Annotated in this window: 16 protein-coding genes and 3 CRISPR repeat arrays; of the genes, 10 read left to right on the forward strand and 6 right to left on the reverse strand. The window is 65.2% G+C overall.

Going from position 1 to position 22,629, the window contains the following annotated elements:
* Window positions 1-6 precede the first annotated feature (6 nt).
* Genes JZ791_RS16145 through JZ791_RS16165 form a run of 5 tightly spaced genes read right to left on the reverse strand, consistent with a single transcriptional unit; the run spans window position 7 to window position 5,132 of the window.
* Complete coding sequence (locus JZ791_RS16145; protein WP_216895656.1) at window positions 7-870, reverse strand: glycosyltransferase family 2 protein; 864 nt, start codon at window positions 868-870, stop codon at window positions 7-9.
* A complete protein-coding gene (locus JZ791_RS16150; protein ID WP_216895658.1) occupies window positions 867-1,484 on the reverse strand; it encodes a dCTP deaminase in 618 nt (205 codons plus the stop codon). The genes JZ791_RS16145 and JZ791_RS16150 overlap by 4 nt, the downstream gene beginning before the upstream one ends.
* The gene (locus tag JZ791_RS16155; protein WP_216895659.1) at window positions 1,478-2,029 is read right to left on the reverse strand and encodes an ATP-binding protein; all 552 of its coding nucleotides are present in this window, start codon (window positions 2,027-2,029) and stop codon (window positions 1,478-1,480) included. The genes JZ791_RS16150 and JZ791_RS16155 overlap by 7 nt, the downstream gene beginning before the upstream one ends.
* Window positions 2,026-4,491 carry a PEP/pyruvate-binding domain-containing protein gene (locus JZ791_RS16160; RefSeq protein ID WP_216895661.1) on the reverse strand — a complete coding sequence of 822 codons (2,466 nt, stop codon included), beginning with the start codon at window positions 4,489-4,491 and terminating at the stop codon, window positions 2,026-2,028. Before JZ791_RS16160 ends, JZ791_RS16155 begins: the two co-directional genes overlap by 4 nt.
* Window positions 4,488-5,132 carry an aspartyl/asparaginyl beta-hydroxylase domain-containing protein gene (locus JZ791_RS16165; protein ID WP_216895663.1) on the reverse strand — a complete coding sequence of 215 codons (645 nt, stop codon included), beginning with the start codon at window positions 5,130-5,132 and terminating at the stop codon, window positions 4,488-4,490. The genes JZ791_RS16160 and JZ791_RS16165 overlap by 4 nt, the downstream gene beginning before the upstream one ends.
* A gap of 188 nt (window positions 5,133-5,320) precedes the next feature.
* Between JZ791_RS16165 and JZ791_RS16170 the strand changes: the two genes are divergently transcribed.
* The 10 genes from JZ791_RS16170 to cas2 all read left to right on the forward strand — a co-directional run bounded on the left by JZ791_RS16170 (window position 5,321) and on the right by cas2 (window position 17,855).
* Window positions 5,321-6,742, forward strand: a complete 1,422-nt coding sequence (locus JZ791_RS16170; protein ID WP_216895666.1) for a helix-turn-helix domain-containing protein — start codon at window positions 5,321-5,323, stop codon at window positions 6,740-6,742.
* A gap of 4 nt (window positions 6,743-6,746) precedes the next feature.
* On the forward strand, window positions 6,747-7,274 hold the full coding sequence (locus JZ791_RS16175; RefSeq protein ID WP_216895668.1) for an NUDIX domain-containing protein: 528 nt from the start codon (window positions 6,747-6,749) through the stop codon (window positions 7,272-7,274).
* Between the two features lie 642 nt (window positions 7,275-7,916).
* Window positions 7,917-8,618: direct repeats of the CRISPR family, unit length 37 nt; unit sequence GCAGCGCCGGACGTTCGCGTCCGGCGAGAATCTCAAC.
* Window positions 8,619-8,731: 113 nt separating this feature from the next.
* Window positions 8,732-11,038 (forward strand): CRISPR-associated helicase Cas3', encoded by a 2,307-nt coding sequence (gene cas3, locus JZ791_RS16180; RefSeq protein WP_254205792.1) that lies wholly within the window; start codon window positions 8,732-8,734, stop codon window positions 11,036-11,038.
* A 154-nt stretch (window positions 11,039-11,192) separates the two neighbouring features.
* A CRISPR array of direct repeats spans window positions 11,193-11,662; the repeat unit is 37 nt; unit sequence GCAGCGCCGGACGTTCGCGTCCGGCGAGAATCTCAAC.
* 756 nt (window positions 11,663-12,418) lie between these two features.
* Window positions 12,419-13,051: a type I-C CRISPR-associated protein Cas5c gene (gene cas5c, locus JZ791_RS16185; RefSeq protein ID WP_216895672.1), complete on the forward strand. Its 633-nt coding sequence runs from the start codon at window positions 12,419-12,421 to the stop codon at window positions 13,049-13,051.
* The gene (locus tag JZ791_RS16190; protein ID WP_216895674.1) at window positions 13,052-14,926 is read left to right on the forward strand and encodes a type I-C CRISPR-associated protein Cas8c/Csd1; all 1,875 of its coding nucleotides are present in this window, start codon (window positions 13,052-13,054) and stop codon (window positions 14,924-14,926) included.
* Between the two features lie 29 nt (window positions 14,927-14,955).
* Window positions 14,956-15,915 carry a type I-C CRISPR-associated protein Cas7/Csd2 gene (gene cas7c, locus JZ791_RS16195; RefSeq protein WP_216895676.1) on the forward strand — a complete coding sequence of 320 codons (960 nt, stop codon included), beginning with the start codon at window positions 14,956-14,958 and terminating at the stop codon, window positions 15,913-15,915.
* Between the two features lie 6 nt (window positions 15,916-15,921).
* Window positions 15,922-16,353 carry a CRISPR-associated protein Cas4 gene (locus JZ791_RS16200; protein WP_216895678.1) on the forward strand — a complete coding sequence of 144 codons (432 nt, stop codon included), beginning with the start codon at window positions 15,922-15,924 and terminating at the stop codon, window positions 16,351-16,353.
* A complete protein-coding gene (locus JZ791_RS46815) occupies window positions 16,290-16,556 on the forward strand; it encodes a CRISPR-associated protein Cas4 (protein ID WP_368858329.1) in 267 nt (88 codons plus the stop codon). The genes JZ791_RS16200 and JZ791_RS46815 overlap by 64 nt, the downstream gene beginning before the upstream one ends.
* Window positions 16,549-17,565, forward strand: a complete 1,017-nt coding sequence (cas1c, locus tag JZ791_RS16210) for a type I-C CRISPR-associated endonuclease Cas1c (protein WP_216895682.1) — start codon at window positions 16,549-16,551, stop codon at window positions 17,563-17,565. The genes JZ791_RS46815 and cas1c overlap by 8 nt, the downstream gene beginning before the upstream one ends.
* A complete protein-coding gene (gene cas2 / locus JZ791_RS16215) occupies window positions 17,550-17,855 on the forward strand; it encodes a CRISPR-associated endonuclease Cas2 (RefSeq protein WP_216895684.1) in 306 nt (101 codons plus the stop codon). Before cas1c ends, cas2 begins: the two co-directional genes overlap by 16 nt.
* Window positions 17,856-17,989: 134 nt before the next feature.
* Window positions 17,990-18,585: direct repeats of the CRISPR family, unit length 37 nt; unit sequence GCAGCGCCGGACGTTCGCGTCCGGCGGGAGTCTCAAC.
* Window positions 18,586-18,662: 77 nt separating this feature from the next.
* Here the strand turns inward: cas2 and mobF are convergent.
* Window positions 18,663-22,571, reverse strand: coding sequence for a MobF family relaxase (gene mobF / locus JZ791_RS46280; RefSeq protein ID WP_216895686.1), 3,909 nt, complete (start codon window positions 22,569-22,571; stop codon window positions 18,663-18,665).
* Window positions 22,572-22,629 lie beyond the last annotated feature (58 nt).

Raw genomic sequence — 22,629 nt, forward strand, 5'->3', positions numbered from 1 at the left:
GCGGTGTCATCGGCGAGCGGTGAACCTGCGAATCGTGTTTAGTGCGATCAGAGCCGCCAAGCGGACGCCGAGGAAGACGGTCGCGACGGGCAGCAGCAGGCGTTTCCAGCCGGTGCGGGTACGGGCGTAGAAGACGACGGCGCTGCGGTGGTGGTGCCACAGCGATTTGTTGCGGCGGAATCGGCTTGACCCACCCCCGGCGTGGGTGACCCATGCAGGGCCGGACAAGACGGTCCGGTAGCCGCGCTGACGGAGCCGCCAGGCAAGGTCGGCGTCTTCCAAGTACATCCAGTAGGCGGTATCGAACCCGCCCATCTCCTCCCACAGCGGGCGGCGGATCATCAGGCAGCAGCCTGATACCCAGTCGACGACCTGGTCGGCATCGGGACGGCCGAAAGCCTCGCCGAAGTATTCCTTGCTCGCGGTGTTGCCGGGCCGCAGCACGCCCATGACGGCGTGCCGGGCGGCGATCGTGGTCGAGGGGAAGCGCCGCCCGTTCGGGTAGGGCTTGCCGTCGGTGATCATGCGGGTGCCGACCACCCCGATCTGCTGGTCGTCGAGAGTTGCCCGCAGAACTTCCAAGCATTTGGCGTCACCCAGCACGGCGTCGGGATTGAGCAGCGCGACGTAGTCGCCGGTGCCGATGGCAGCGGCCTGGTTCACCGCGGCCGCGAAGCCGACGTTGACCGGGTTGGCGATCGGCTCGATACCCAGATCACGAGCAACAGCGAGGGTGTTGTCGGTGGAGGCGTTGTCGATGACGGTGATCGTGACGTCGCTGTTCGCCGATTGCGCGCGGACCGATTCGACTGCATCCGGCAGTAGTGCGGCGCTGTTGTAGGTCAGGATGATGAGATCGATGCTGCTCATCGCTGTGATACCTCTCGCTGTGACGCGTCGTGGATGGACGGGGGTGTCGGATCGGGACCGGCGGACGGTATCACTTCCGGCTGGATCGGCGAGGGGCAACCAGCGGTGGCCAGCAAGGAGCGGACGGCGCCGCCGGAATCGGAGTACCGCCCGGCGTAGTGCTGGACGTGTCCGTGCATCGGCCAGAAGGCGATCTTGCCGATCGTCATGCCGGGATACACGCGGATCGGCGCGGCGGCCCGCAGTTCGAGTGTCCAGGGGATCACCGCACCGCAATGGCCCAGTGGTGCCGACAGCTGGATCCGCAGTCCTAGCGAGGATATCGATCGGCAGGCGTGCAGGGTGGCGGCAAAATTGGTGCCGCCCATCGCTTCCCGGGTCACGCCGAGGTACAGGGTGCCCGGTTCCAGGACGTACCCGATGTCTGGGATGAGGGTTCGGGCCACCTGGGTATCGGTGTGGGGGTCGAGGATCGCGCCGGGCGGGTCGTAGCGCAGCAGCTCGTCGCCGAGGCGGAAGCTGTAGCTGTTGGCGCACAATTGTCGGGCGTCGAACGGGTCGATGACGATCTCGCCCGTGGTTACGGCGGTGTGGATGGCGGATCCGGTCAACACGGCAGCACCCTTTCCATCAGGAGGCCGACCTTGCTGCGTAATGCGGCGATGGTGGTGTCATTGCGGATCTCGAAGTCGACGCCGATGTCGTCCACGCCGGCGGTGCTGGCGTCGGACAGGCTCAGGTAGCCTTGGGCGGCAAGGCGTTTGCCGCGAAGTTCCTCCGGTGCCGACACTCGCACCGCGGTCCATCCGCGTCGCCTCAGCTCGGGATAGTCGAAGTCGTAGGAGCGCACGTCGTCGTTCACCAGCACTTGGGCGTGCACACGCTCGGCGCGGTCGAGGAAATCCTCGACCAGGAACTGCGGTTGGCGCTTGCGGACCCATCGGGCGATCCCTTCCAGCAGCTGCTGGTCTTGCTGCCCAGCGGGCAGTGGGTGGCCCAGCCTGGCGTAGAACCGTTGCTGAAGCTCATAGAGTGGTGCGCCGACCTTGATCACTTCGCAAGTGAGATGCCTGGCGCCGGTTGCGTCGTGGATCATTGCTGCGGTGGTTGATTTGCCGGAGCCGGAGTGGCCGACCAGGCAGATGCGTGTCGGGGTCATGATCGAGGTTCTCCTGTTCGAGCGAGCGAGTAGACCAGGCCGTCGTCGAGCATCATCAACTCACCGTTCCTCGCGTGGTGGACGGCGGCGGGAATTGCGTTTTCCCGCAAAATGATTCCCAGATGGCACAGGCGGGAGCCAGCGTCGAAAAGGAAGCCGTCGACGTGACCGAGCAGGGCGGCGAGGATGGCGTAGGGTCGGCGGGCGGAGACGATTACCTGCTCGCCTGTGACGTGGATTTCTCTGGCGCGGGCGACGATGTCGGCGATCGTACGGTGGCCGGTGACGTCGACGCCGCCGCTGACGCTGACCGCGGGCGCGACCGACAATCGTTGCAGCACCTCGTCTTCGCTCACACGCAATACCCGCCCCACGCATCGGCCGGGCGCGATCACGACGACGTCGGTGGCCGATACGGGTGGGGTGTCGTGATGGTCGGTGCCCAGCACGGTGTGGTCGATGTAGTACAGGGTGCCCTCGGCATCCACCACCCATTCGACCGCGACCGGTCCGAGCGACTCCTGGAGGTGTTCGGTCAAGGCGACCACCTTGCCGATGTTGGTGGTGCCGCCGAGTGTCTCGATTGCGGAAGCCGCGGGCGTTGTGGTGTCGAACCGGAATTCGACGCATCCGGCGGTACCGCGGTTCATGGCCAGCAGGCCGTCCACCGATGCCTCGCCGTAGAAGGTGCCTTCGGCGGTGCGGCGGGTGATGACTCCGCGTAGACCGGTGACGTATTGGCGGACCAGGGCTGTGACCGGTTCTTCGGGTGGTGTCGCTGCTCGGATTCGTTCCAGCTCCAGTCGCAGCCGGGCGTAGTCGGTCACGATCTGGCGCTCGAATTCGTTGGCGTCCACGATCACCCGGCCGTCGGCGAGCGGGTCGTCCAGCTGCGCGGCGAGGACGGTGTACCAGTCTGCCGGGGGCCGGGCCGGGATGTACACCACGAACGCCGCACCTCTGGCGATACCCAGCTCGGTCGCCCACAGTGCCGCGCAGCCTCGTTTGGCCACGAAATGCGCGCACGCCGGCCCGATCGGTCCGAGCGGGATGTCGCCCGGAACGAGTTCGTCGTAGAGTCCGATCACCGCTGGGCGGGATCGGTGAGATGGGCTGTGCCGGGCTGTATTCGGTCGAGCCTGCACGAGATACATCCGGTCACCGTCCAGCGCCCACTCGATATCGACTGCCGACTGCGCCAGGTGCGCCCGGGCCGCATCGATCAACCTGTGGACATCCGCGACCTGTTCAGGCGACAGGATGTCGGCACGTTCCGGGGTCGCGGCCCCGGCGGCAAGCTCGTCGGCGCGGCCCTTCACCGCCTCGATCTGCACCTGGTCGGGTACTGCGGAGTCCAGGCCGGTCATGGCGATTCCGGCGATGTCGGGCTCGATCATGCGTTGGATGATCACCGCCATCCGGGGCGTCGGGTCGAGATCGCCCGCGCGCAACCGCGTGCCCACGGCCGGTAGCGAGTAGTACGAGCGCCACACTCCGGCCACCGCGCCCGCCACATCCGGCGCCGAGACACCCAAGAAGCTGTCGTAAACCCCCGCGTGTGACGAGGACGCTGAATCCTCCCCGGCGGCCGAGGAACGCACCGCGAACCGAGTCTCTGGATCGAACACCTCAGCCAGTCGCACAACCAGCAATTCCGCAGCGCGCGGACTCAACTCGGCCTCGTTCAGCAGCGTGCTGAGCCGGGCGGCATCTTCGCTGATATTCGCGCCTACTGTGGCATGCAGATCGGAGAACACCGCTGCGATCTCCTCACCGGTCGCGGGTGCCAGCGCGGCCATGAATTCGGTTGCCGGAACGACGATCAGCTCCGGCACGCTCACCCGGTCGGCCAGCCGCGCCAGCACTGCGGCCTTGGCACCCACACAGGCGGGATCCAGGTCCGGGCCGTCTGACCCGGGAAATCGCAGGCGGGCGATGTCACGGTCGAGAGTGCGCCAGCACTCGCTGGCTCGGGGACCGCGCGAGTCCTGGTATTTGCCGTTGTAGCGGGTGATCTCCCCCGAGGGCACCCACCACATCATCTGTCCGATTTCCATGCCCGGATACACCCGCACCGGCTGAGTCGCGAGCAGTTGGAGGGTCCACTGGCCCTCGTAGCCGATGTCACCGAGTCCACTGGACAGGTGGATCGACAACCCCAGCCGGGCAATACTCGACCGGGCGGCGAAGGTCGGCGCGAACATGGTGCCGCCCAACACTTCCGCGGTGCCCGCCAGATACAGCCGACCAGCCTCAAGCACGAACCCGGCGTCGGGAATCATGACTTCTTCGGTCGGATTCTCAGCGCGCGCATCCAATTCATGGCAGCTGTACACGCGCAGCCGGTCATCGAGGGTGAAGTTGTAGCTGTTGGGATTCAACCGGCTCTCGTCGAAGGGCTCGATCCGGATCGCGCCGCGCTGGCGCTGGCGGCGGATCTCCTCGCCGGTGAGGATCGTCATCGCTGACTCGCCTCTTGCGTCAGCAGCGCGGTGTGGTGCCGACGCTCGGTGTCGGCCACCGACATCGTCAGGTGCACCCGCTCAGCGGTACCGGCGTTGAATGCGGTGTGCCGCAACCGGGTATCGAACACTCGCAGTCGGCCGTCGACCGGCACATGATGCCCGCACCCGGAAGGGCCGACGAGATAGGCATCCGGGTTGGTGTGGATCGCCAGGTGCGCGCGCTTGGTCGCATCGGCGTGCGACCGGTACATCTTGCCGGGCCGCACGATCATCAACCGCATCCGCCCGATCGGGAACACCGTGGTGATCGACCGATGCACAGCGGCGAAGTAGGTGTCGGCGAAAAGCTCGTTGAAACAACAGAATTCGCGTTCCAGATACCGCAGCGTGCCGTCCGGCGCGAACTGCGACTCCAGGCCGTCGGCCAGCGGATCGACGGCGGCGGGCCGATGTGTCAGCGATACGCAGGTCAGAGGGTCGCCGTAGCGGTCGGCCACCAGCGGCTCGACGCGCTCCATCACCTGCTGGTACGCCTGCCGGAGCAGATTCACATCGAAGATCGCGTCGGCCGGTCCTCGATAGAACTCCCCGGCGCGAGTCTCATCGGCACCAAATGCTCTGCTAGGCAACTGATTCACGGGCGGGCCTCTTTCTCGAGACGCAACGTTGTGTGGTGCGTCTCACCATCGCCCGACGTGAGCCGAGAGCGTATGCCCGATCGGTTATCCCGTATGCGCTGGCAGTTATATCCGCAGCCCAGCGGTCGTACGTGCGGATACACTCGGTTCACCACAGCCGCCGAAGACACAGATTCCTGGTCACAGCAATGGATGACGGTCAGCCGAACCACTGCCGGTCGTGCGGGGCAAAGCTCGCCCGCGACAACACCACCGGCCGCTGTTCGGCATGCACCGGCGTTGCCCGCGACCAGCTCACCGGCCCGCCGACCTCGCTGCCGCCGACGTTCTGGGACGATCCGGCCATCGCCCGTGCCTTGGCCGAATGGCACATGGGCAAGGTCATCGCCGCCTACCGCCTCAACCCCGCCCACCGCTCCCGGATTCGCCAGGCCGATGTTGCCCGCTGGGCCGGTATTACCCAGGTCCGCCTGAGCCACGTCGAGAACGGTCCACCGATACAGCATCTGGACAAACTGATCTTCTGGGCGAATCTGCTCGGCATCCCGCACGACCGGCTGTGGTTCCAGCTCCCCGGACGCCCACGCCGCGCCCCCAGCCCTGAACCCATGACCGGCCCGGCTGGTCCGTTCCGACTGCTGCGAGTCGGCCCGCACGGCACCGACGAGAACCCCGACATCGCCGCCATGCAGGCATTCCGCTCCGCCGACAGCGAACTGGGCGGCGGACACCTCTACGCCGAGGTCGTCTCCTACCTCACCAGCGAGATCGGACCTCGCCTGTTCGGGGGCGAGGCCACCACCAGCCAGCCGGTATTCACCGCGGCCGCCGGACTCACCGAAATGGCCGGCTGGATGGCACACGACACCGGAAACGACGCCCAGGCATACCGGCACTTCCACCGCGCACTCGACCTGTCCAAACTCGGCGGCGACCGGCAACTGCACGTCCACGTCCTGGCCAGCATGAGCCACCTCGCACTGCACCTCGACCGCCCCCGCGACGCCATCCGCCATGCCTACGACGGCGAGATGGCCCTGTCTAAAGCTCCTGGCAACTCCGAGCTCACCGCCCGGCTGTGGGCGATGCAGGCCCGCGGCTTCGCCGCGCTGGATCGGCCTCGCGAAGCAGCCAAACTGCTGGACCGCGCGGCCCGCACGCTCACCGACCAAGGCGCTGCGGTGGCGTCACCGTGGGTCAGCCGTTTCGATCACGGGTCCTTGGCCAGTGAGGCCGCCCGCAGCTGGCGGGCACTCGGCGATCTCGACCGCGCCCAGCAGCACGCCGAACAGATCATCACCCTGCGCCCACCCGAACGCGCCCGCAGCCGCGCGTTCGCCCAACTCACCCTCGCCGCCCTGCTGGCCCAACGAGGCGAACCCGACCACGCCTGCGCCATCGCCGCCGAGGTCATCACCACGACCACGTCGCTGGCCTCCTTCCTGGTCGTCAAGCACCTGGCCGACCTGCAACAACAACTCCAGCCCTATCAGGCGGTCCCAGCGGTACACCAGTTCCTCGAACACCTCGGCGAAGGCATGCGCGAAAGGATGTGGATACAACAATGGCCACCAACCAACCCACCCCACGCTCGATCCGGTCGGCAGTGATGTCATGAACCCTGTGGAACCGCTGTACCGACGCGACCCCGACGAATGGCGACGCCATCTCGCCGAAGGCAACGCCACCCAACCCCGCAAACGCGTCGGCGCCGACGCACTCCTGTTCGATGCCGCCGGACGGATCCTGCTCGTGGACCCCAACTACAAACCCAACTGGGACCTGCCCGGCGGCATGGCCGAAGCCAACGAACCACCCGACACCGCGCTCCGCAGAGAGCTCACCGAGGAACTCGGCCTGCCTTTCGCCGACGGCCTGAAACTGCTGTGCCTGGACTGGGTTTCACCTCACGGTCCCTGGGACGACTCGCTGATGTTCATCTTCGACGCCGGAATCCTCGACACTCAGCAAGTGAACACGCTCCGGATTACCGATCACGAACTCGACGCGTTCGAATTCTGTACCACCGAACAAGCCCGAGAACGCCTGCGCCCGTATGTCTGGTCACGCGTCGACGCAGCACTCCACGCCCGCGAAACCAGCCAGGTCGCTTATCTCCACGACGGACAATCGGCCTGGTAGGAGGTAGAGCCGCCCGATGGACCCGCGCCGCTGCCAGGGTGACAGGGCGCGGTTGAGGAAGGTGTCGTAGGTACCTTCGGGAGTTTGCCGTCCGTGGCCAGGGGTGTGAGGAAGATCGGAGCAGGATTTCGGGGTGGTCAGTGATGCAACGATCCGTGAGCCCATGATGTGCTGCGCGCGCGGCGGTTCCGTCCCGAACACCCGGTCGTAGTCGCCGGCGCGATCCTGCGAACGAAGGGGTGCACCGCGTGCACGAACTCGACGCGGTCTTCAACTTCCCCCCGATCCCAGAGTGCATCGGACCCGCATCCAGACCATCCGCACCGTCCTCGGCAGCACCACCGCACCCGGACCGCGCCAGCCGGCGGCCATGACGTATGCGTGTCGGCGAGCGGACACAATGAGGACAATGAAAGCGACAGTTACTGATTGAACGCAGGCGCGGCACGAGACGATGCCTGACCGTGTATCTGGTAAGTGTGATCACTGGGAAGGGGAGTTGGCTGGGCTTGGTTCGGAACCCCTAGTGCGACCGAATCTCCAGGAGGGTTCCGAACCGGCGACCAGGAGGGGAAGGGGGCCGGTCAGCCGACATCGGGCTGTGGTGACTGGTGCACAGGGCGAAACCCCGGTTCAGCCAGGGCAGCGCCGGACGTTCGCGTCCGGCGAGAATCTCAACTTGATCCCCTCCAGCGCCTGCGACCCCGACGGGTCGCGGCAGCGCCGGACGTTCGCGTCCGGCGAGAATCTCAACCCCATGACCACACTCGGATGCGCATCGCCGACCTCGCAGCGCCGGACGTTCGCGTCCGGCGAGAATCTCAACCTCGAGCAAGCGGAGCAGGCGCTGGCTGTCGCACCCGGCAGCGCCAAACGTTCGCGTCCGGCGAGAATCTCAACATATTGTTGAGAGAGCCTCTAAAGGTGGCACCCGACGCAGCGCCGGACGTTCGCGTCCGGCGAGAATCTCAACGGCATCGAGATGCCCCGCCAGCCTCTACGCCTGATGCAGCGCCGGACGTTCGCGTCCGGCGAGAATCTCAACGGGAACCCCTCAGACACGCTGTATGACAACACCACTGGCGGCAGCGCCGGACGTTCGCGTCCGGCGAGAATCTCAACAACCAGAACGGCACCTGGACGCAGCCGAGCGGGCTCGCAGCGCCGGACGTTCGCGTCCGGCGAGAATCTCAACAGGGCGACGCCGCCGACCGGATACTCCGGCGCCGAGGAGCAGCGCCGGACGTTCGCGTCCGGCGAGAATCTCAACAAGGGCTCGGCCCGGCAATGCAAGACCTGCCCGCTAGGCAGCGCCGGACGTTCGCGTCCGGCGAGAGTCTCAATGGGGACTTCACCTCCGCATTGGAGCAGGTGACGTGTGAGCAATGCGCCTGGAGATAATCCGCGCCCCTCGCGGACGACACTGAGATGTCGGTGGTGGGGTTTACGTTGTGCGGATGGTTCTTTGGGCACACAGCGCGCGGTGGCAGCGCGGCTCGGATGAGGCGCTCGTATTGGGTCCTCGGCATGCGCTGGCTGATCATTGTCGGTCGACGGCAGTGTTGGCGAGGAGGTTCGCCGCAGTGTTCGGTGCGGGCGAATTGGCATACGTACTAGGGCTTTTTCATGATGCGGGGAAGGCGTCCTGTGTGTGGCAGGATCGGTTGTTGGAGGTGGAGGGTACCGATAACCCGGTAGGAGTGCCGCACAAGGAGTTGGGGGCGCGGCTGACAACGAAGGCCGTCGGTTTTGCCGCGTTGGCGATCCTAGGGCACCACGGCGGCCTGAAAAATCGTGGAGCGCTCGACGATCTCGACCTGGATGGGGACTGGTCAGCTGCGGATGTCGACGCGGCGGTTCGTTTCCTGACGGCGGTGCCAGAAGGATCCGGTGCTCGACTGGCCTCAGGGTTGTATCCGTCGCGATGGCGGTCGGTGAAAGACAAGCTGGGGATGGAAATGCGGTTGCGGATGGTGTTCTCGGCGATGGTGGATGCCGACCATCTCGACACGGCCGCGCACCGGCGTGGGCTCGCCGCGCCGCACTTGACGGCACCAGTGGACATGCGGGTACTCGCGGCGCGATTCGAACAACGTCGGGCTGAGAAGGTCGTCGGACCGGTGACCGACGTAGGTCGGATGCGGTCCGAGGTGTACCAAGCGGCGGTTGACGCGGCGGCGAAGCGGCCGGGGTTGTTTCGCTTGGCGGCGCCGACTGGTTTGGGCAAGACGTACGCGCAGGCAGGGTTCGGTTTGGAACATGCTGCGCGCCATGGGAAGTCGCGAGTGATTGTGGCGGTGCCGTTCATCACGATCACCGAGCAGAACGCTGGCGTGTATCGGGAGTTGCTCGACACGGATGAGCAGCCGGTGGTCTTGGAGCAGCATTCGAGTGTGCGATTCGGTGGGGACGACGATCGGGCGGTGACCGATGCCGAGCGGTGGGCGCGGTTGGCGGCGGAGAACTGGGACGCGCCGTTCGTGGTGACTACGACGGTGCAGTTGTTCGAATCATTGTTCGGGCGTAAGCCTTCGCAGGTGCGCAAGCTGCACCGACTGGCGGACGCGGTGGTGATCCTGGACGAGGTGCAGGCATTGCCGACACGGTTGTTGCTGCCGATCTTGAGTGGATTGCGCACGCTGGTCGAGGATTTCGGGACCACGGTGCTGTTGACGTCGGCGACTCAACCGGAGTTCCAGGCGTTGTCGGTGTGGAAGCCGTCGGCCGAGCGGGCCGGGGTATCGGTCACGGAGGTGATCGAGGATCCGCAGCCGTTGTTCGAACGGGCGCGCCGGGTGGATTATGAGTGGCGCCTGGAGCCGCAACTGAGCTGGGACCAGGTAGCCGACGGACTCGCCGGGGTGAGACAAGCGATGGTGATCGTGAATTCGGTCGCCGACGCCCGCAACCTGTACCGGTTGCTATCCGTCCAGCGAGAGGAGGTATGGCATCTGTCGACCCGGATGTGCCCGCAGCATCGGCGTCAGGTTCTGGCCGTGGTGAAAAGCCGGTTGACGGCAGGGTTGCCGACGTTATTGGTATCGACGCAGCTGATCGAGGCCGGCGTCGACGTGTCGTTCCCGGTGGTGTGGCGCGCACTGGCGCCGGCGGATTCGTTGCAGCAGGCTGGCGGTCGGGCCAATCGCAATGGCGAGCTGCGTGAGGGTGGACTGGTCGTCGTGTTCGATCCGCAGGATGGGAAACGTCCCGCCGAATACGAGCGCGCATGCGCTCTGACGGTGAAGTATTTCGGACCGCACGGTGCGAAACTAGATGATCAGGCTATGTTGGCTAGCTACTACCGCGAACTATACGAGGATCTGCAGCTCGATTACCGACGGGCAGACCGGTCCAAGGACAACGTCGGTCAGATCGTGCAGGCCAATCGTGAAGATCTGGACTATTTCGCTGTCGCTGATGGGCCATTGGACATAGCGACCGGTGCACGCAATCGGAAGAAGGCGTTCCGAATGATTCTGGACGAGTCTGTCCCCGTAGTCGTGCCCGATGCCGAACACGAGGCCACACTGGAAGCGCTGTTAGCCGACCTCGCCGCTGGGACGACCAGCGCGGGTGCGGCATTGCGGATGTTGCAGCCGTGGATTGTGCAACTTGGTGAACGAACCGCGTCCGCGCCGAGTGTGTCCGCGCTGATCAGTCCCGTCGTCGGGGATCTGGGCCGATGGAACGGCATCTACGACTGGGACCCGAACACCTGCCGCGGGGTGGGACTGGATGAGAACGAGATAGACCTCGTCATCTAACTCGATACCGAGACCTTCGAGCAGGTTGGGAACCCCTAGTGCGACCGAATCCCCAGGAGGGTTCCGAACCTACGATCAGGCGGTTTGTCACGCCGGGCAGCCGAAATCTGCCTGAGGCAGCTGGCCTACAGGGAGAAGTCCCAGTTCAGGCAGGGCAGCGCCGGACGTTCGCGTCCGGCGAGAATCTCAACGACCCCACCACGGTCGCCGACGAGCGCGACCTCCAGCAGCGCCGGACGTTCGCGTCCGGCGAGAATCTCAACGCCCTCGACGGCTTCAGTCCAGAACATCGGCATCGGCAGCGCCGGACGTTCGCGTCCGGCGAGAATCTCAACCCCGGGTGTTCGCGCTGTCGACTGAGGACGCCTTCGCCGCAGCGCCGGACGTTCGCGTCCGGCGAGAATCTCAACCGTCGCGTGTGACAGTCATGGTGTCCTCACTTGAGCAGCGCCGGACGTTCGCGTCCGGCGAGAATCTCAACACCTGGCCGGGCTGATGCGCGAGCACGCGGACACGGCAGCGCCGGACGTTCGCGTCCGGCGAGAATCTCAACCTCGTGTGCGTGGCGGCTGCGCTCGATCGACTGCGCAGCGCCGGACCTCCGGGTCTGGCGAGAATCTCAACTTGTTCGCAGCCTTTTTCGGTGCGGCTATCTCCGGCTGCAGGGCCGGACCTCCGGATCCGGCATAAATCCCAACGCGGAGGGCTTGTGAGGCAAGGGATTACGTGTCGATGCGGCACCGGGCGTCCGCGTTCGGCAAAGAATCTCGACATCAGGGGTGTTCATAGTATGAACACCTCTTACGTAGGGCAAGGCGTGTTCGGCGAGAATCTCAATGGTTGTGGAGGGCAACGGATCCGCAGGTCGTGTTGTAGCGGTGCACGTTTGTGGGCGAGAATCCAACGAGGCGGTAGGCTCGAAAGCTGCCAAAAATTGGCCGCGCCGAGCCTAGGGTTTGGCGAGAATCTCAAAGTGTTATCGCGTAGGCGTATGAAAACGTCGGACTGGCGATCGATTCGTCCGACGTTTTCTGCGTGCGTCCGGGCTGCCCCTGATAATGGCGGATGAATACCAACTGGTCTATCTGAATTACTTTGCAGCACTGTATGATTGCTGAGTATTTACTATGCTGGCGTCTTGATTTCGCGGCGGGAACCGCCAATACTCATCGAGTCGAAGGGTTGGAGCCTCCGAGAAAACATGAAGCAGCAGTGCTGATTCGGAGGCTCAATCTCGCTCGACCTGTTGGGGCAGCGCCGGGCGTTCTGGCTTGGCGGTTACTTGTCGGTGGTCTCGTGCATGATGCGGGACATAGGTTTTCGCGAGTCCACCTGACGGTGGCTCGTACGCGTTATTGGCTCATGCGAAAGGGGTGGAGTGTGTCGTTGGTGGTTCAGGTGGGTGGGTCGGGGGCCTTGTTCACGCAGCCGGGTTTGACGGCGGAGCGTACGACGTATTCGGTGATGACGCCTACTGCCGCGGTGGGGGTGCTACAGGCGATTTATTGGAAACCGCAGTTCCTGTACCGGATTCAGAAAATCGAGGTGCTGGAGCCGATCCGGACGTTCACGCTGCGCAGGAACGAGACGACTGATCTGGTGTCATTGAGCGATGCCGTCGGCGGGGACAGGACCGTGGATGCGGCAGGGCATCGGGTGCAGCGGAATGCCCTGTGCCTCAAGGATGTCCGGTATCGGATCTTCGCCCAGATCGACGTGCTTCCGGGGGCGGGCAAGGCGGAGGCGGCGTATCGGGATCAGATGCGGCGCCGGGTGCAGCGTGGTCAGTGCTTTTCCCAGCCGTACCTGGGGACACGGGAGTTCCCGGCGTATTTCCAGGAGCCCGATGAGGACAAGCCGATCGAGTTGTCCGCGGAGCTGGGCACGATGCTGCACAGCATCGATTACTTGTCGACTCCGCGGCAGTCGAAATGGTTTCACGCGAAGCTACGTGACGGCACGCTGATGGTCCCGCGGTATGGCTTGGGTGACGACGAGATCCAGGAGCGGTGAATGTTGTTGCAGCGCTTGACCGCGTATGCCGACGAGCATCGCGGTGACATCCCCCCGTTTCATCGGGAGCGTGAATTCCGTTGGAAGGTAGACATTCCCGCTGCGGGGGGTCGCATCACCGGGCCGCCGGTCCTCGAGCCGGTGCGGGATGTCGACAAACCTGCCCGCGGCGTGGTGCACACGGTGCCCGCGTCGACGCGGACCGTGGCAGTGGCACCGCAGCTCGCGGCTGATGACGTGCAGTACGTGTTGGGCTGGGGTGATGACACGACCCAGTCGGCGAGGGTCACGCAATGCCATGCCGCGTTCGTCGAGTTGACCCGGGAATGGGCCGCGACGATACCGGTCGCGCAGGACGGTGTTCCGCACGTCCTGGTGGAGCTGTACAGGTCCGGGGCGCTCGCGAAAATTGATCGGCCGCAGGAGATTCGCGCCAAGGACGGGGTCGTGCTCGCGGTGAACGGGCAATTCGCCTATCGCAGTCCGAGCGCGGCCGGATTCTGGAAGACCCAAGTCGGGCAGCGCAAGGGGAGCGGGCGGTCGGGCCGGTGTCTGGTGTGCGGGACCTGCGGGGCGTTGGCGAACACGATCCCGGGTAAGGTGCCCGCCGCTCTCGTACCGGGAGCCAGCAACGACGCGGCATTGGTCAGCGTGAACGAGCGGGTGTTCGGTTACGACTTGGTTGCTCAGTTGACCCACACACCGATCTGCCTGTCGTGCGCTGATGACGTAATGGTCGGGTTGACCGGCGTCCTGTCCTCGAAGCACAGGCTCACACTGGAGGGACAGGACACTCGACTGGCCTGGTGGGTGACCGATACCGACGAGAGCGACCAGATGGATCTGGTCATGGAACCGGACCCGGCCCAGGTCGACGCCTTTTTCGCTGCGCTACCACAGGCGCGGGAGCGCACATCGCGGTTGAAGGGCCGGTTCTGCTGGCTGGCGGTCGGCGGAAACGTCGCTCGGATCATGGTCCGAGAATGGATCGACATCGCATTGACCAGCAAGAATCACAATGTCGTCGACCACGACAGCAATATCGTGGCCTGGTTCGCCGATCACAAGAACACCCCTCGCCGCACGACACCGGTGCGGCTACGAGACGGACGTGATCTTCCCGCGGGACAGTGGCTGCACAGTCCGGTGGCACTGGCGGCGTGCTTGGGCCGATGGGACGAGACGACGGGTCGCTATCGCCCGTTCGGTGCCAGGAACACGGATCGGCCCGAGCAGGCCCTGAATCAAATCCTTCGGGCTGCCGTGCTCAACGAACCGGTTCCAGCCGCTATGCGAGCCCACCTGATCCACCGTGTCCGCAACGACGGGCACATCGACGACCTGCGAGCCAGCCTGGTCCGGCTCGCCCTGAGTCGTCGTCCGAACAAACCGAAAGGAACCTCCGTACCAATGTCCCTGGATGAGACATGCACTGAGACTGCCTATCTGGCTGGCCGCTTGTTCGCGGTGATGGAGCATGCCCAGCGAGATGCACACTACAAGACGCGTCGGACTTCGCAATCTGACTCTGCGGCAACCGAATCCGACAGCGATGCGGAACAGGAGCAGAACCAGCGGCGCGAGGTGAACAGCTCTTTCGGAGATAAGTTCCGGCGCCGCGCCTGTGAAACACCCCGGCCGATCCTGACGCAGGGCTGGAAGGACTCCGCCGCATGGCTGACCAAGATCCGGCGCCATCAGGGCGAAGCCCTCGCGCGCTGGCACCAGAACCGGCTGACCGACCTGTACGAGAAATGCGATGGCATCCGAGGGGTTCCGTTGCGCAGCAGCTTGACCCAACAAGAGCACTTCATCCTCGGCTACCACCACCAGTTGGCCTACCGGACCACCAAGAACACCGCCGCTGAGGCGTGAGTTTTCATCAACGAAAGGATCGCTCTCCCATGACCACTACGGTCACCGCGCACCTCAATCCTGCTGTGCGCCACGACATGGTGTACCTGTTCGACGTCACCGACGGAAACCCGAACGGTGACCCCGACGCCGGAAACCAGCCCCGCACAGATATTTTCACCGGCCACGGCCTGGTCACCGACGTGTGCTTGAAACGCAAGATCCGCGACAGCCTCGCTCTGATCGCCGCAGACAACCCCCGCTACGGCATCTTCGTCCAAGCTGGACACGCGTTGAACACCCGCCTGAAGGAGTCGTTGACAGCCACCGGGATCGATACGACGCCAGCCAAACCGCCGAAGGACACCAAGAAGAACGGCAGGCAGCAAACGAAACTCACTGCGGAACAGGCCCAGACCGCGCGAGCATGGCTGTGCGACCGGTACGCCGACATCCGGCTGTTCGGCGGTGTGCTGTCCACCGGCGACACCAACGCGCTGGGCAGCATCCGGGGACCGCTGCAGCTGGGCATGGCCCGCTCCATCGACCCGATCCTGCCGACCGAGCACGCGATCACCCGGGTCACCCAGACCCGTAGCGAAGACATCGAGGCCGGCGAATCCACCGAGATGGGCTCGAAATGGACTGTGCCATACGGGCTGTACAAGGTGGAAATCACCTACTCCGCCGCCCGTGGCCAGCAAACCGGCGTGGACGAGAAGGATTTCGAGCTGCTCTACCAGGTGCTGGAAATGATGTTCGACCACGACGCCTCGGCGACGCGCGGACGGATGACCGCCCGCGGTCTGCACGTGTTCAGTCACGACAACGCCTTCGGCAACGCCCCCAACAAGAAACTGTTCGACCTGATCCACGTCGAACCCGCCACCGTCCCGGATACTCGGCCCGCCGAGGACTGGGCCCCACGTCGATTCACCGACTACACCGTCGCCACGGTCGACACCGACCGGCTTCCGACCGGTGTGACCTACACCCCGGTCTTCAACTGATCGGGCATGAACAAACCTCACCCGCCCGGTGACCGGTGGAGCGTGCCGATCTCCGCGATCGAGCACTACGGGTACTGTCCGCGCCAAGCGGTATTGATATGGCAGGAATCGTATTTCGAGTCCAACCTCGACACTGTGCGAGGCGATCTCGCCCACGAGGCCGTCGACCGGGGCGGCACACTCACCGGACGGGCCGGTGCACGCATCTGGCGGTCGCTGCCCGTACACAGTGACGCGCTCGGGGTGCACGGTGTCTGTGACACCGTGCACCGCTCACGAGACGGACTGATCCCTGTCGAACACAAATCAGGCCGCTACACCCCGGCGGACCTGCCGACCTGCAAGTGGCCGCTCAAGTGCTGTGTCTGCGTGAGATGTTCAACCGGCCTGTCCCGCACGGTGAGTTATTCACCGGCAAAGACCGGCGCCGCCACCTGATCACCGTCGACGATGAGCTGACAGCAGCCCTCCAGCGGGCAGTGGATCATCTCCGTCAACTGATCGAGCACTCCAGTATGCCTCGCCCGGTCCATGACAACCGTTGCCGCCGATGCTCATTGCGCCCCGGATGCCTACCAGAAACCGCCGGTCGACGTATCGACCTGTTCACACCGCGCCCACTTCGAGACACCGATGACTGAACTGCTCAAAACCCTGTACGTGACAACCCCAGGCACCAGCCTTCACCTGGACGGCGACGCCCTGCGCGTCTATCACCCCGATCGGCCCGGTCGACAGCTTTTCCCGCTCGTGCGGCTCGACCACCTGGTCGTGTTCAACGGTGTCACCGTCACCGACGACTTGATGCACCGCTGCGCCGCGGATGGGCGCGGTGTCACCTGGTTGACCCGCAACGGGAAATTCCTGGCACGTGTCGGCGGACCCCGAACCGGCAATCCGCACCTGCGCATTCAACAGGTACGCGCTCACGACGACACCGACCGACGCCTCTCCATTGCCAAGTCCATGGTCGCCGGCAAACTGCACAATTATCGCGACCTACTGCTGCGCGCTGCCCGCGATCTCACCGGATCACGCCAAGCCCAGCTGCGCGACATCGCCCAAACCCACGCCACCGCATTGACCGCGCTGGCCGACGGCACCAACCTCGATGAAGTCCGGGGCATTGAAGGCCGAGCCGCCCGCGACTACTTCCAAGCCCTACCCACCCTCACCCCTGCGGCCCGCGCCGGCCGCAGCCGACGACCACCGACCGACTCGTTCAACTGCCTGCTGTCGTTCGGATACGGACTGCTGCGAGCCGCAGTACACGGAGCGATCGAACAAGTCGAACTCGACCCGTACATCGGATACCTCCACGGCGTCCGTCCGGCCAAACCAGCACTGGCCCTTGATCTTATGGAAGAATTCCGGCCCCTGCTGGTCGACCGCTTCGTGTTGACCCTGTTCAACCGAGACCAGATCAAACCCGACCACACCGAAACCCTGCCCGGCGCACAGGTGCAACTCACCGATACCGGCCGCAAACTCTTCCTCGAACAATGGTCCACCGCCCGGGAACGGACCTGGCACCACGCCTACCTCGACCAAAGCATCCCAGCAAGCCTGCTCCCACTGACCCAGGCCCGACTACTCGCCCGACACTTGCGCGGCGACACCGACACTTGCACCCCGTGGACGGTGTCGTAATGGAATTACTCATCACCTACGACGTCGAGACCACCACGCCCGAGGGAGCCCGCCGCCTGCGCCGAGTCGCCAAGATCTGCGAAGGCTACGGCCACCGCGTCCAACAATCCGTCTTCGAAATCACCTGCAACCCCACCGACCGACTCAAAATCGAAGCAGCCCTAGCCAAAACCATCGCCCCCGCCCTCGACAGCATACGCATCTACCAGCTGGACAAAGGCACCTTCGACACCGCCCGCCACCTCGGCGCCGCCATCACCCCACCGCACAACACACCACTCGTCCTATAACCCGGTTCGGAACCCCAAGTGCGACAAAAGTGCCAGGAAGGTTCCGAACCGGTGATCAGGACAAACGCTGTCTGTCTCAGCACGATCGGAGTCACAGAACATACTGAAAGACAAGAAACTGCAGGTCATCCAGGGCAGCGCCGGACGTTCGCGTCCGGCGGGAGTCTCAACGGTTTCGTCAAGGACGATGCCGATCTCTCGCCAGAGCAGCGCCGGACGTTCGCGTCCGGCGGGAGTCTCAACACCTACGGCAACGGGACGACGACACCAACGATCTCGGGCAGCGCCGGACGTTCGCGTCCGGCGGGAGTCTCAACAGCATTCCCTGGTAGGCGATGGCTCCGCTCTGCTGCGAGTGCAGCGCCGGACGTTCGCGTCCGGCGGGAGTCTCAACCTGCCGTACGGCGCGAACCTCCACGACCTCAACTACGCAGCGCCGGACGTTCGCGTCCGGCGGGAGTCTCAACTCGCCGGGCGGCACGACCAGTAACACGGTCAGCCGGGAGTCTCAACAGCTGCGCGTCCTCGAGAGTGAGACCGCCCTGACGCAGCGCCGGACGTTCGCGTCCGGCGGGAGTCTCAACATCGGTGGCGGGGAAACCTTGGCTGGCCTCCTGACGCAGCGCCGGACGTTCGCATCCGGCGGGAGTCTCAACGGCCGCCCGCGCCTTCTGCGCGAGGCAGAACGCGGCCGCAGCGCCGGACGTTCGCGTCCGGCGGGAGTCTCAACAACGTCCGGCCGTCATCCTGAAGCGACGCGCGTTCGCCGGCAGCGCCGGACGTTCGCGCCCGGTTAATCGGGTTGGCTTAGATGGAGCGTCGGCGTCGAGATTGCCGCTGTTGTATTCGTCGATGGCGGGCTCGGTTAACTGATGCTGGTTGCGGGGTGTCTGATGTCGGCGGCCGGGCAGGCGTGTGGTGTGGTGTGGTCGGCGTGCTGGCGCGGGGATCGGGACAGGAGTCGGCCACCGACAGGATTTGTTGGTCGGTGGTTGCCTGGATGCGGTGTCTGAGCTGTTCGGCGTATGCGGCGAGTGCCGTGTCCTGGCCCGGGTGAGCTGGGGGTACGGGACGGGATCGGCCGCCGAATGGGACGTCTCGCGACGCGCGGAACGGTCCAGGCGATGTCGCCGAGGTGGCTGACGAGCTGAGAGCGGCAGCGAGGGTGAACGCATCAGCGGGTTGCAAGTCGGTCAGTGTTTCGGTGGATACCGGCACTGTCGAAGGTACTGGGGGTGGCAGGTGATTCTGGATCCATCGGTCGGCGCGGGCGCGTAGTACGGCGGCGGTGTCGTGGGCGTTGACGAGTGATTCTCCGAGGTCTTGATAGTGGTTGGTGGCGATCGCCGCGACGAGCTGACCGGTATCGAGCGTGTGTGCGTCGGCGAGGGCGATGGTGTCCTTGAGGTTCTGGAATTGCGGTGAGGCGGCGGCTTCGTGGAGGAACACGGCGGGTAGGGCGCGGTCGAGCAGGTGGGTGGCGCGGGCGTCGGCGAGTTGCTGGTAGACCTCGGTGTAGGCGGTGCGGGCACGGCGGTCGGCGTTGGTTTGCTCGGCGCGCATGACGTCGATCGCGGACAGGTTGTCGTCTTGGCGGGCGAGGACTTTGGTGAACATGGTGAGGGGTGTGAGGGGGTCGTCGGGTTGTTGGTCGCCGGTGATGTCTAGGAGTTGGTCGGTGGCCAGGTAGATGCGATTGAGCAGGCGGGCTCGGGTGAGTCCGACGTAGGCCAGTGCGCGGCCGAAGGTGGCGTCCATAAGTAGGTAGGCGTGGTCGACGGTGGATCCTTGGGCGCGGTGAATGGTTGTGGCGTAGCCGAGTTCGACGTTGTCGGTGATGTAGTCGGCGGGCAGGTGGACGGTGCCCCGGTGGCCGATGCCGGTCGCTGTGAGCGAGCCGTCGGGGTGGATTGTGCGGATCTTCCATAGGTCGCCGTTGTCGATTCCGGCGCCGTGGCGTGGGCCGCCGGTGACGCGCAGGGCGGGGTTGTTGAGGCGAGTGACGATGGTGTCGCCGGGATATCCAGTGTGTTTGTCGGACAACGGGACCGAGGGGCCGGTGGTGGTGATGCGGCCGGTGGCGGTGTGGGCGGCTTGGGCGCCGGTGTTGAGTGCGGCGACGTTGTCGAGGGTGGCGGCGATCATGATGGAGGAGATGCCGTGGGCGGTGTCGTGCAGGTGGGCGGTGAGGATGTCGGCGCGGAGTTGATGGCTCGTCCCGTGGGTGACGCGGCCGTTCTCGTCGTAGAACTCCCACGCCCTCAGCGTGTTTCCGGCGCGGACGGCGAGCGTGGCGGCGGACTCGGCGGGGTCGGTGAACCGGACCAGGCGGTGCAGATGCGGGGTGCGGGTGTCGCGGGCGAGAGTGCGCAGGATCCCACCAGCTTCGACGGCGGAGAGCTGTTCGGGGTCACCGATGCACCGCACGGTCGCGCCATGGTGGCGGGCGAGGGTCAGGACGGCGTCCAGGTCGGCAGTGGCGGCCATGGCGGCTTCGTCGATGAGGATCATCGTGCCGGGGGACAGGCCGGTGGGGCGGCCGTGCTGGGCTTGGGTGAGGAGTTTGGCGATGGTTTTGGCCGGGAGACCGAGTTCGGTACCGAGTTTGCGTGCGGCTGAAGCGGAGGGTGCCAGGGCGATGACGCCGCGGCCGGTGGCCTGCCAGGCGTCGACGACGGGCTTCATGGCGGTGGTTTTGCCCGAGCCGGCCGGACCGATCGCGACCGACAGCAGCATGCCATTGGTGCACAGGTAGCGGGCGATCGCGCGCTGTTCGTCGTCCAGGCGCAGACTGTGGGACTGTTGGATCCGGTCGATGGCCTGCTCGACGATGGCGACGGGAATGGATTCGGCGGTGGGTGTTTTCGCGGCGTCCAGCAGACGGGTTTCGGTGTTCAAGACCGCCCGGGAGGTGTAGCGGGTGGCGCCGGTGACGGTGAACACCGATTCGCCGCTGCGGCGGGCCACGGCCGCCGGGATGAGGTCGGGTTCGACGGTCAGTTGCAGCGATAGTTGGTCGCGTACCAGTGTGGTGATTTCCTCGACGGCTGCGCGGTGGTCGGTGTCGGTGGCGAACTCGCAGAGCCCGATGCGATCCTCGACCGCGGAGCGGATATTCGCCTCGGTCCAGGTGGCACGCCGGCGCGCGACGGTATCGAGGACTTCCAGCGAAAGGGGGTGCGGGTCATAGACACTGCGCTGTAGCGCGCGATGGGCGGCGTCGATCCACTTGAGCAGATCACGGGTGGGTGTGCGCGACAACAGCGTGCGGACCGCGGTGTGTGCGTGGCGGCGTTGTGCCAGGCTGTCGAACAGGCAGGCATTGAGGCGATCGGTTATCCGGGCGTCGAGTTCGGCGTGGGTGGCGGCAGTCAGGCCGGTGACCCCGCCGAGGTCGACGCCGACCGCGACGGCGATATCGGTGAGCGCGAACGGTGTGGGCTGAGGGGCGGTGTGCTCGGCGAGCAGGTCGGCGATGAACTGCACACCCGTGCGCCCGTCGCCGAGAAGCACACAGGCGCGATCATCCCACTCGGTGAGCATGTCTCGCAACGCTTTCGGCAGCGGCTTGGCATGCCGGGTTTCCAGAGTGGCCTGCTGCGCGAGCTTGTATTGGGTGATCGTGGACGGGGTGTGCCCATGCACGGTGCGATACTTGGCGACGAGTTGTTCGGTGCGGGCGATGATGTCGGGGGTGCGGGAGAACTCGGTGGTAATCGCGTCCTGGATCCCGACCACTTCCAGCACAGGCTGCTTACCCCGACCGCGGGCACGCGCTTCGAACTTGAAGCCGACGTTGCGACGGATCTTCCCCACGACGGTGGCGTTGTACCGGCACGACAGCGACACGGCGGAGGCGAACAGCGGCCGCGCATCCAGGGCGGACCATTTCCCGTCGACGCCGAGAACCTTGCCGGAAATAACCGAATGGGTGTGCAGATTCAAGTCGCCGACGCGATTGTCGAAGTGCTCGAACGCCGCGATGACGAGCCCTTCGGCGTCGATCTGCTGCACCCCGTTACGTCCGCGGCGGGTCACCGAACACTGGGATTCGGCCCACGCCAACGTTTCCCGCACCGCCTCGCGGTGACAGCGCAGAATCTGTGTGCGGATCTCCTCGGAGCCCAGGCCCCACAGGATCGAGATCGACTTGGGTGGGGTGAATACGCAGTCGAACCCAGCGACGGCCTTGCGCGAGTCGGCCTTCTCGGTGGCGAGAGCGGTCTCGATCTCCACGCGGCTCGGATCCCGGCCCAGGGTCGCGGTGAGGTGGGCGCGGGCAGCATGACTGCGCAGCGAGGTGCGCTCGTCCCAGGTCGGGCGCCGCCGCTCGGCGAGGGTGAATTCCTCGACCGCGCGGTCGTAAAGGTCGTTGATCGGCGAGGGCCGGGTGGTGTATTCGGCGAACGCATTACCGAGTTTTGCGGCGTCGATCGCCTGCCGCACAGATTTCCCGGCAGCGATTTCACGAGCGATGATGTCATTGGCTTGCGGATGCAAACCTTCACCGAACAAGGCCGCCATCTCCGCCTCGGACACCCCACCGGCGAGCCCTAATTTCTCCGCACCCGCACCCGTCCAGATACCAGGCGGAGTGCCGGTGTCGACGTAATAGTCGGTGAGATCCCGAGTCCGGTCACGGACACGGTCGCCGCTGGCCACCTGACTGGTCAGGTACAGGTAGCCGTCTCCGGCGTGCAAGCGGTGAATCGTCATCACACACTCGAAAATAACACCGGAATTCACATCCCATTAAACGCTCTCCGCCCTGCGT

This window comes from Nocardia alni (assembly GCF_019038435.1).
In the GTDB taxonomy this organism is placed as follows: domain Bacteria; phylum Actinomycetota; class Actinomycetes; order Mycobacteriales; family Mycobacteriaceae; genus Nocardia; species Nocardia alni.

Excerpts from the sequence above, each read along its gene's own strand:
- JZ791_RS16145 (WP_216895656.1), bottom strand. The coding sequence starts at position 870 with ATGAGCAGCATCGATCTCATCATCCTGACCTACAACAGCGCCGCACTA.
- JZ791_RS16155 (WP_216895659.1), bottom strand. The coding sequence starts at position 2,029 with ATGACCCCGACACGCATCTGCCTGGTCGGCCACTCCGGCTCCGGCAAA.
- JZ791_RS16160 (WP_216895661.1), bottom strand. The coding sequence starts at position 4,491 with ATGACGATCCTCACCGGCGAGGAGATCCGCCGCCAGCGCCAGCGCGGC.
- JZ791_RS16170 (WP_216895666.1), top strand. The coding sequence starts at position 5,321 with ATGGATGACGGTCAGCCGAACCACTGCCGGTCGTGCGGGGCAAAGCTC.
- JZ791_RS16175 (WP_216895668.1), top strand. The coding sequence starts at position 6,747 with ATGAACCCTGTGGAACCGCTGTACCGACGCGACCCCGACGAATGGCGA.
- cas3 (WP_254205792.1), top strand. The coding sequence starts at position 8,732 with ATGGTTCTTTGGGCACACAGCGCGCGGTGGCAGCGCGGCTCGGATGAG.
- JZ791_RS16190 (WP_216895674.1), top strand. The coding sequence starts at position 13,052 with ATGTTGTTGCAGCGCTTGACCGCGTATGCCGACGAGCATCGCGGTGAC.
- cas7c (WP_216895676.1), top strand. The coding sequence starts at position 14,956 with ATGACCACTACGGTCACCGCGCACCTCAATCCTGCTGTGCGCCACGAC.
- JZ791_RS16200 (WP_216895678.1), top strand. The coding sequence starts at position 15,922 with ATGAACAAACCTCACCCGCCCGGTGACCGGTGGAGCGTGCCGATCTCC.
- JZ791_RS46815 (WP_368858329.1), top strand. The coding sequence starts at position 16,290 with ATGTTCAACCGGCCTGTCCCGCACGGTGAGTTATTCACCGGCAAAGAC.
- cas1c (WP_216895682.1), top strand. The coding sequence starts at position 16,549 with ATGACTGAACTGCTCAAAACCCTGTACGTGACAACCCCAGGCACCAGC.
- mobF (WP_216895686.1), bottom strand. The coding sequence starts at position 22,571 with ATGACGATTCACCGCTTGCACGCCGGAGACGGCTACCTGTACCTGACC.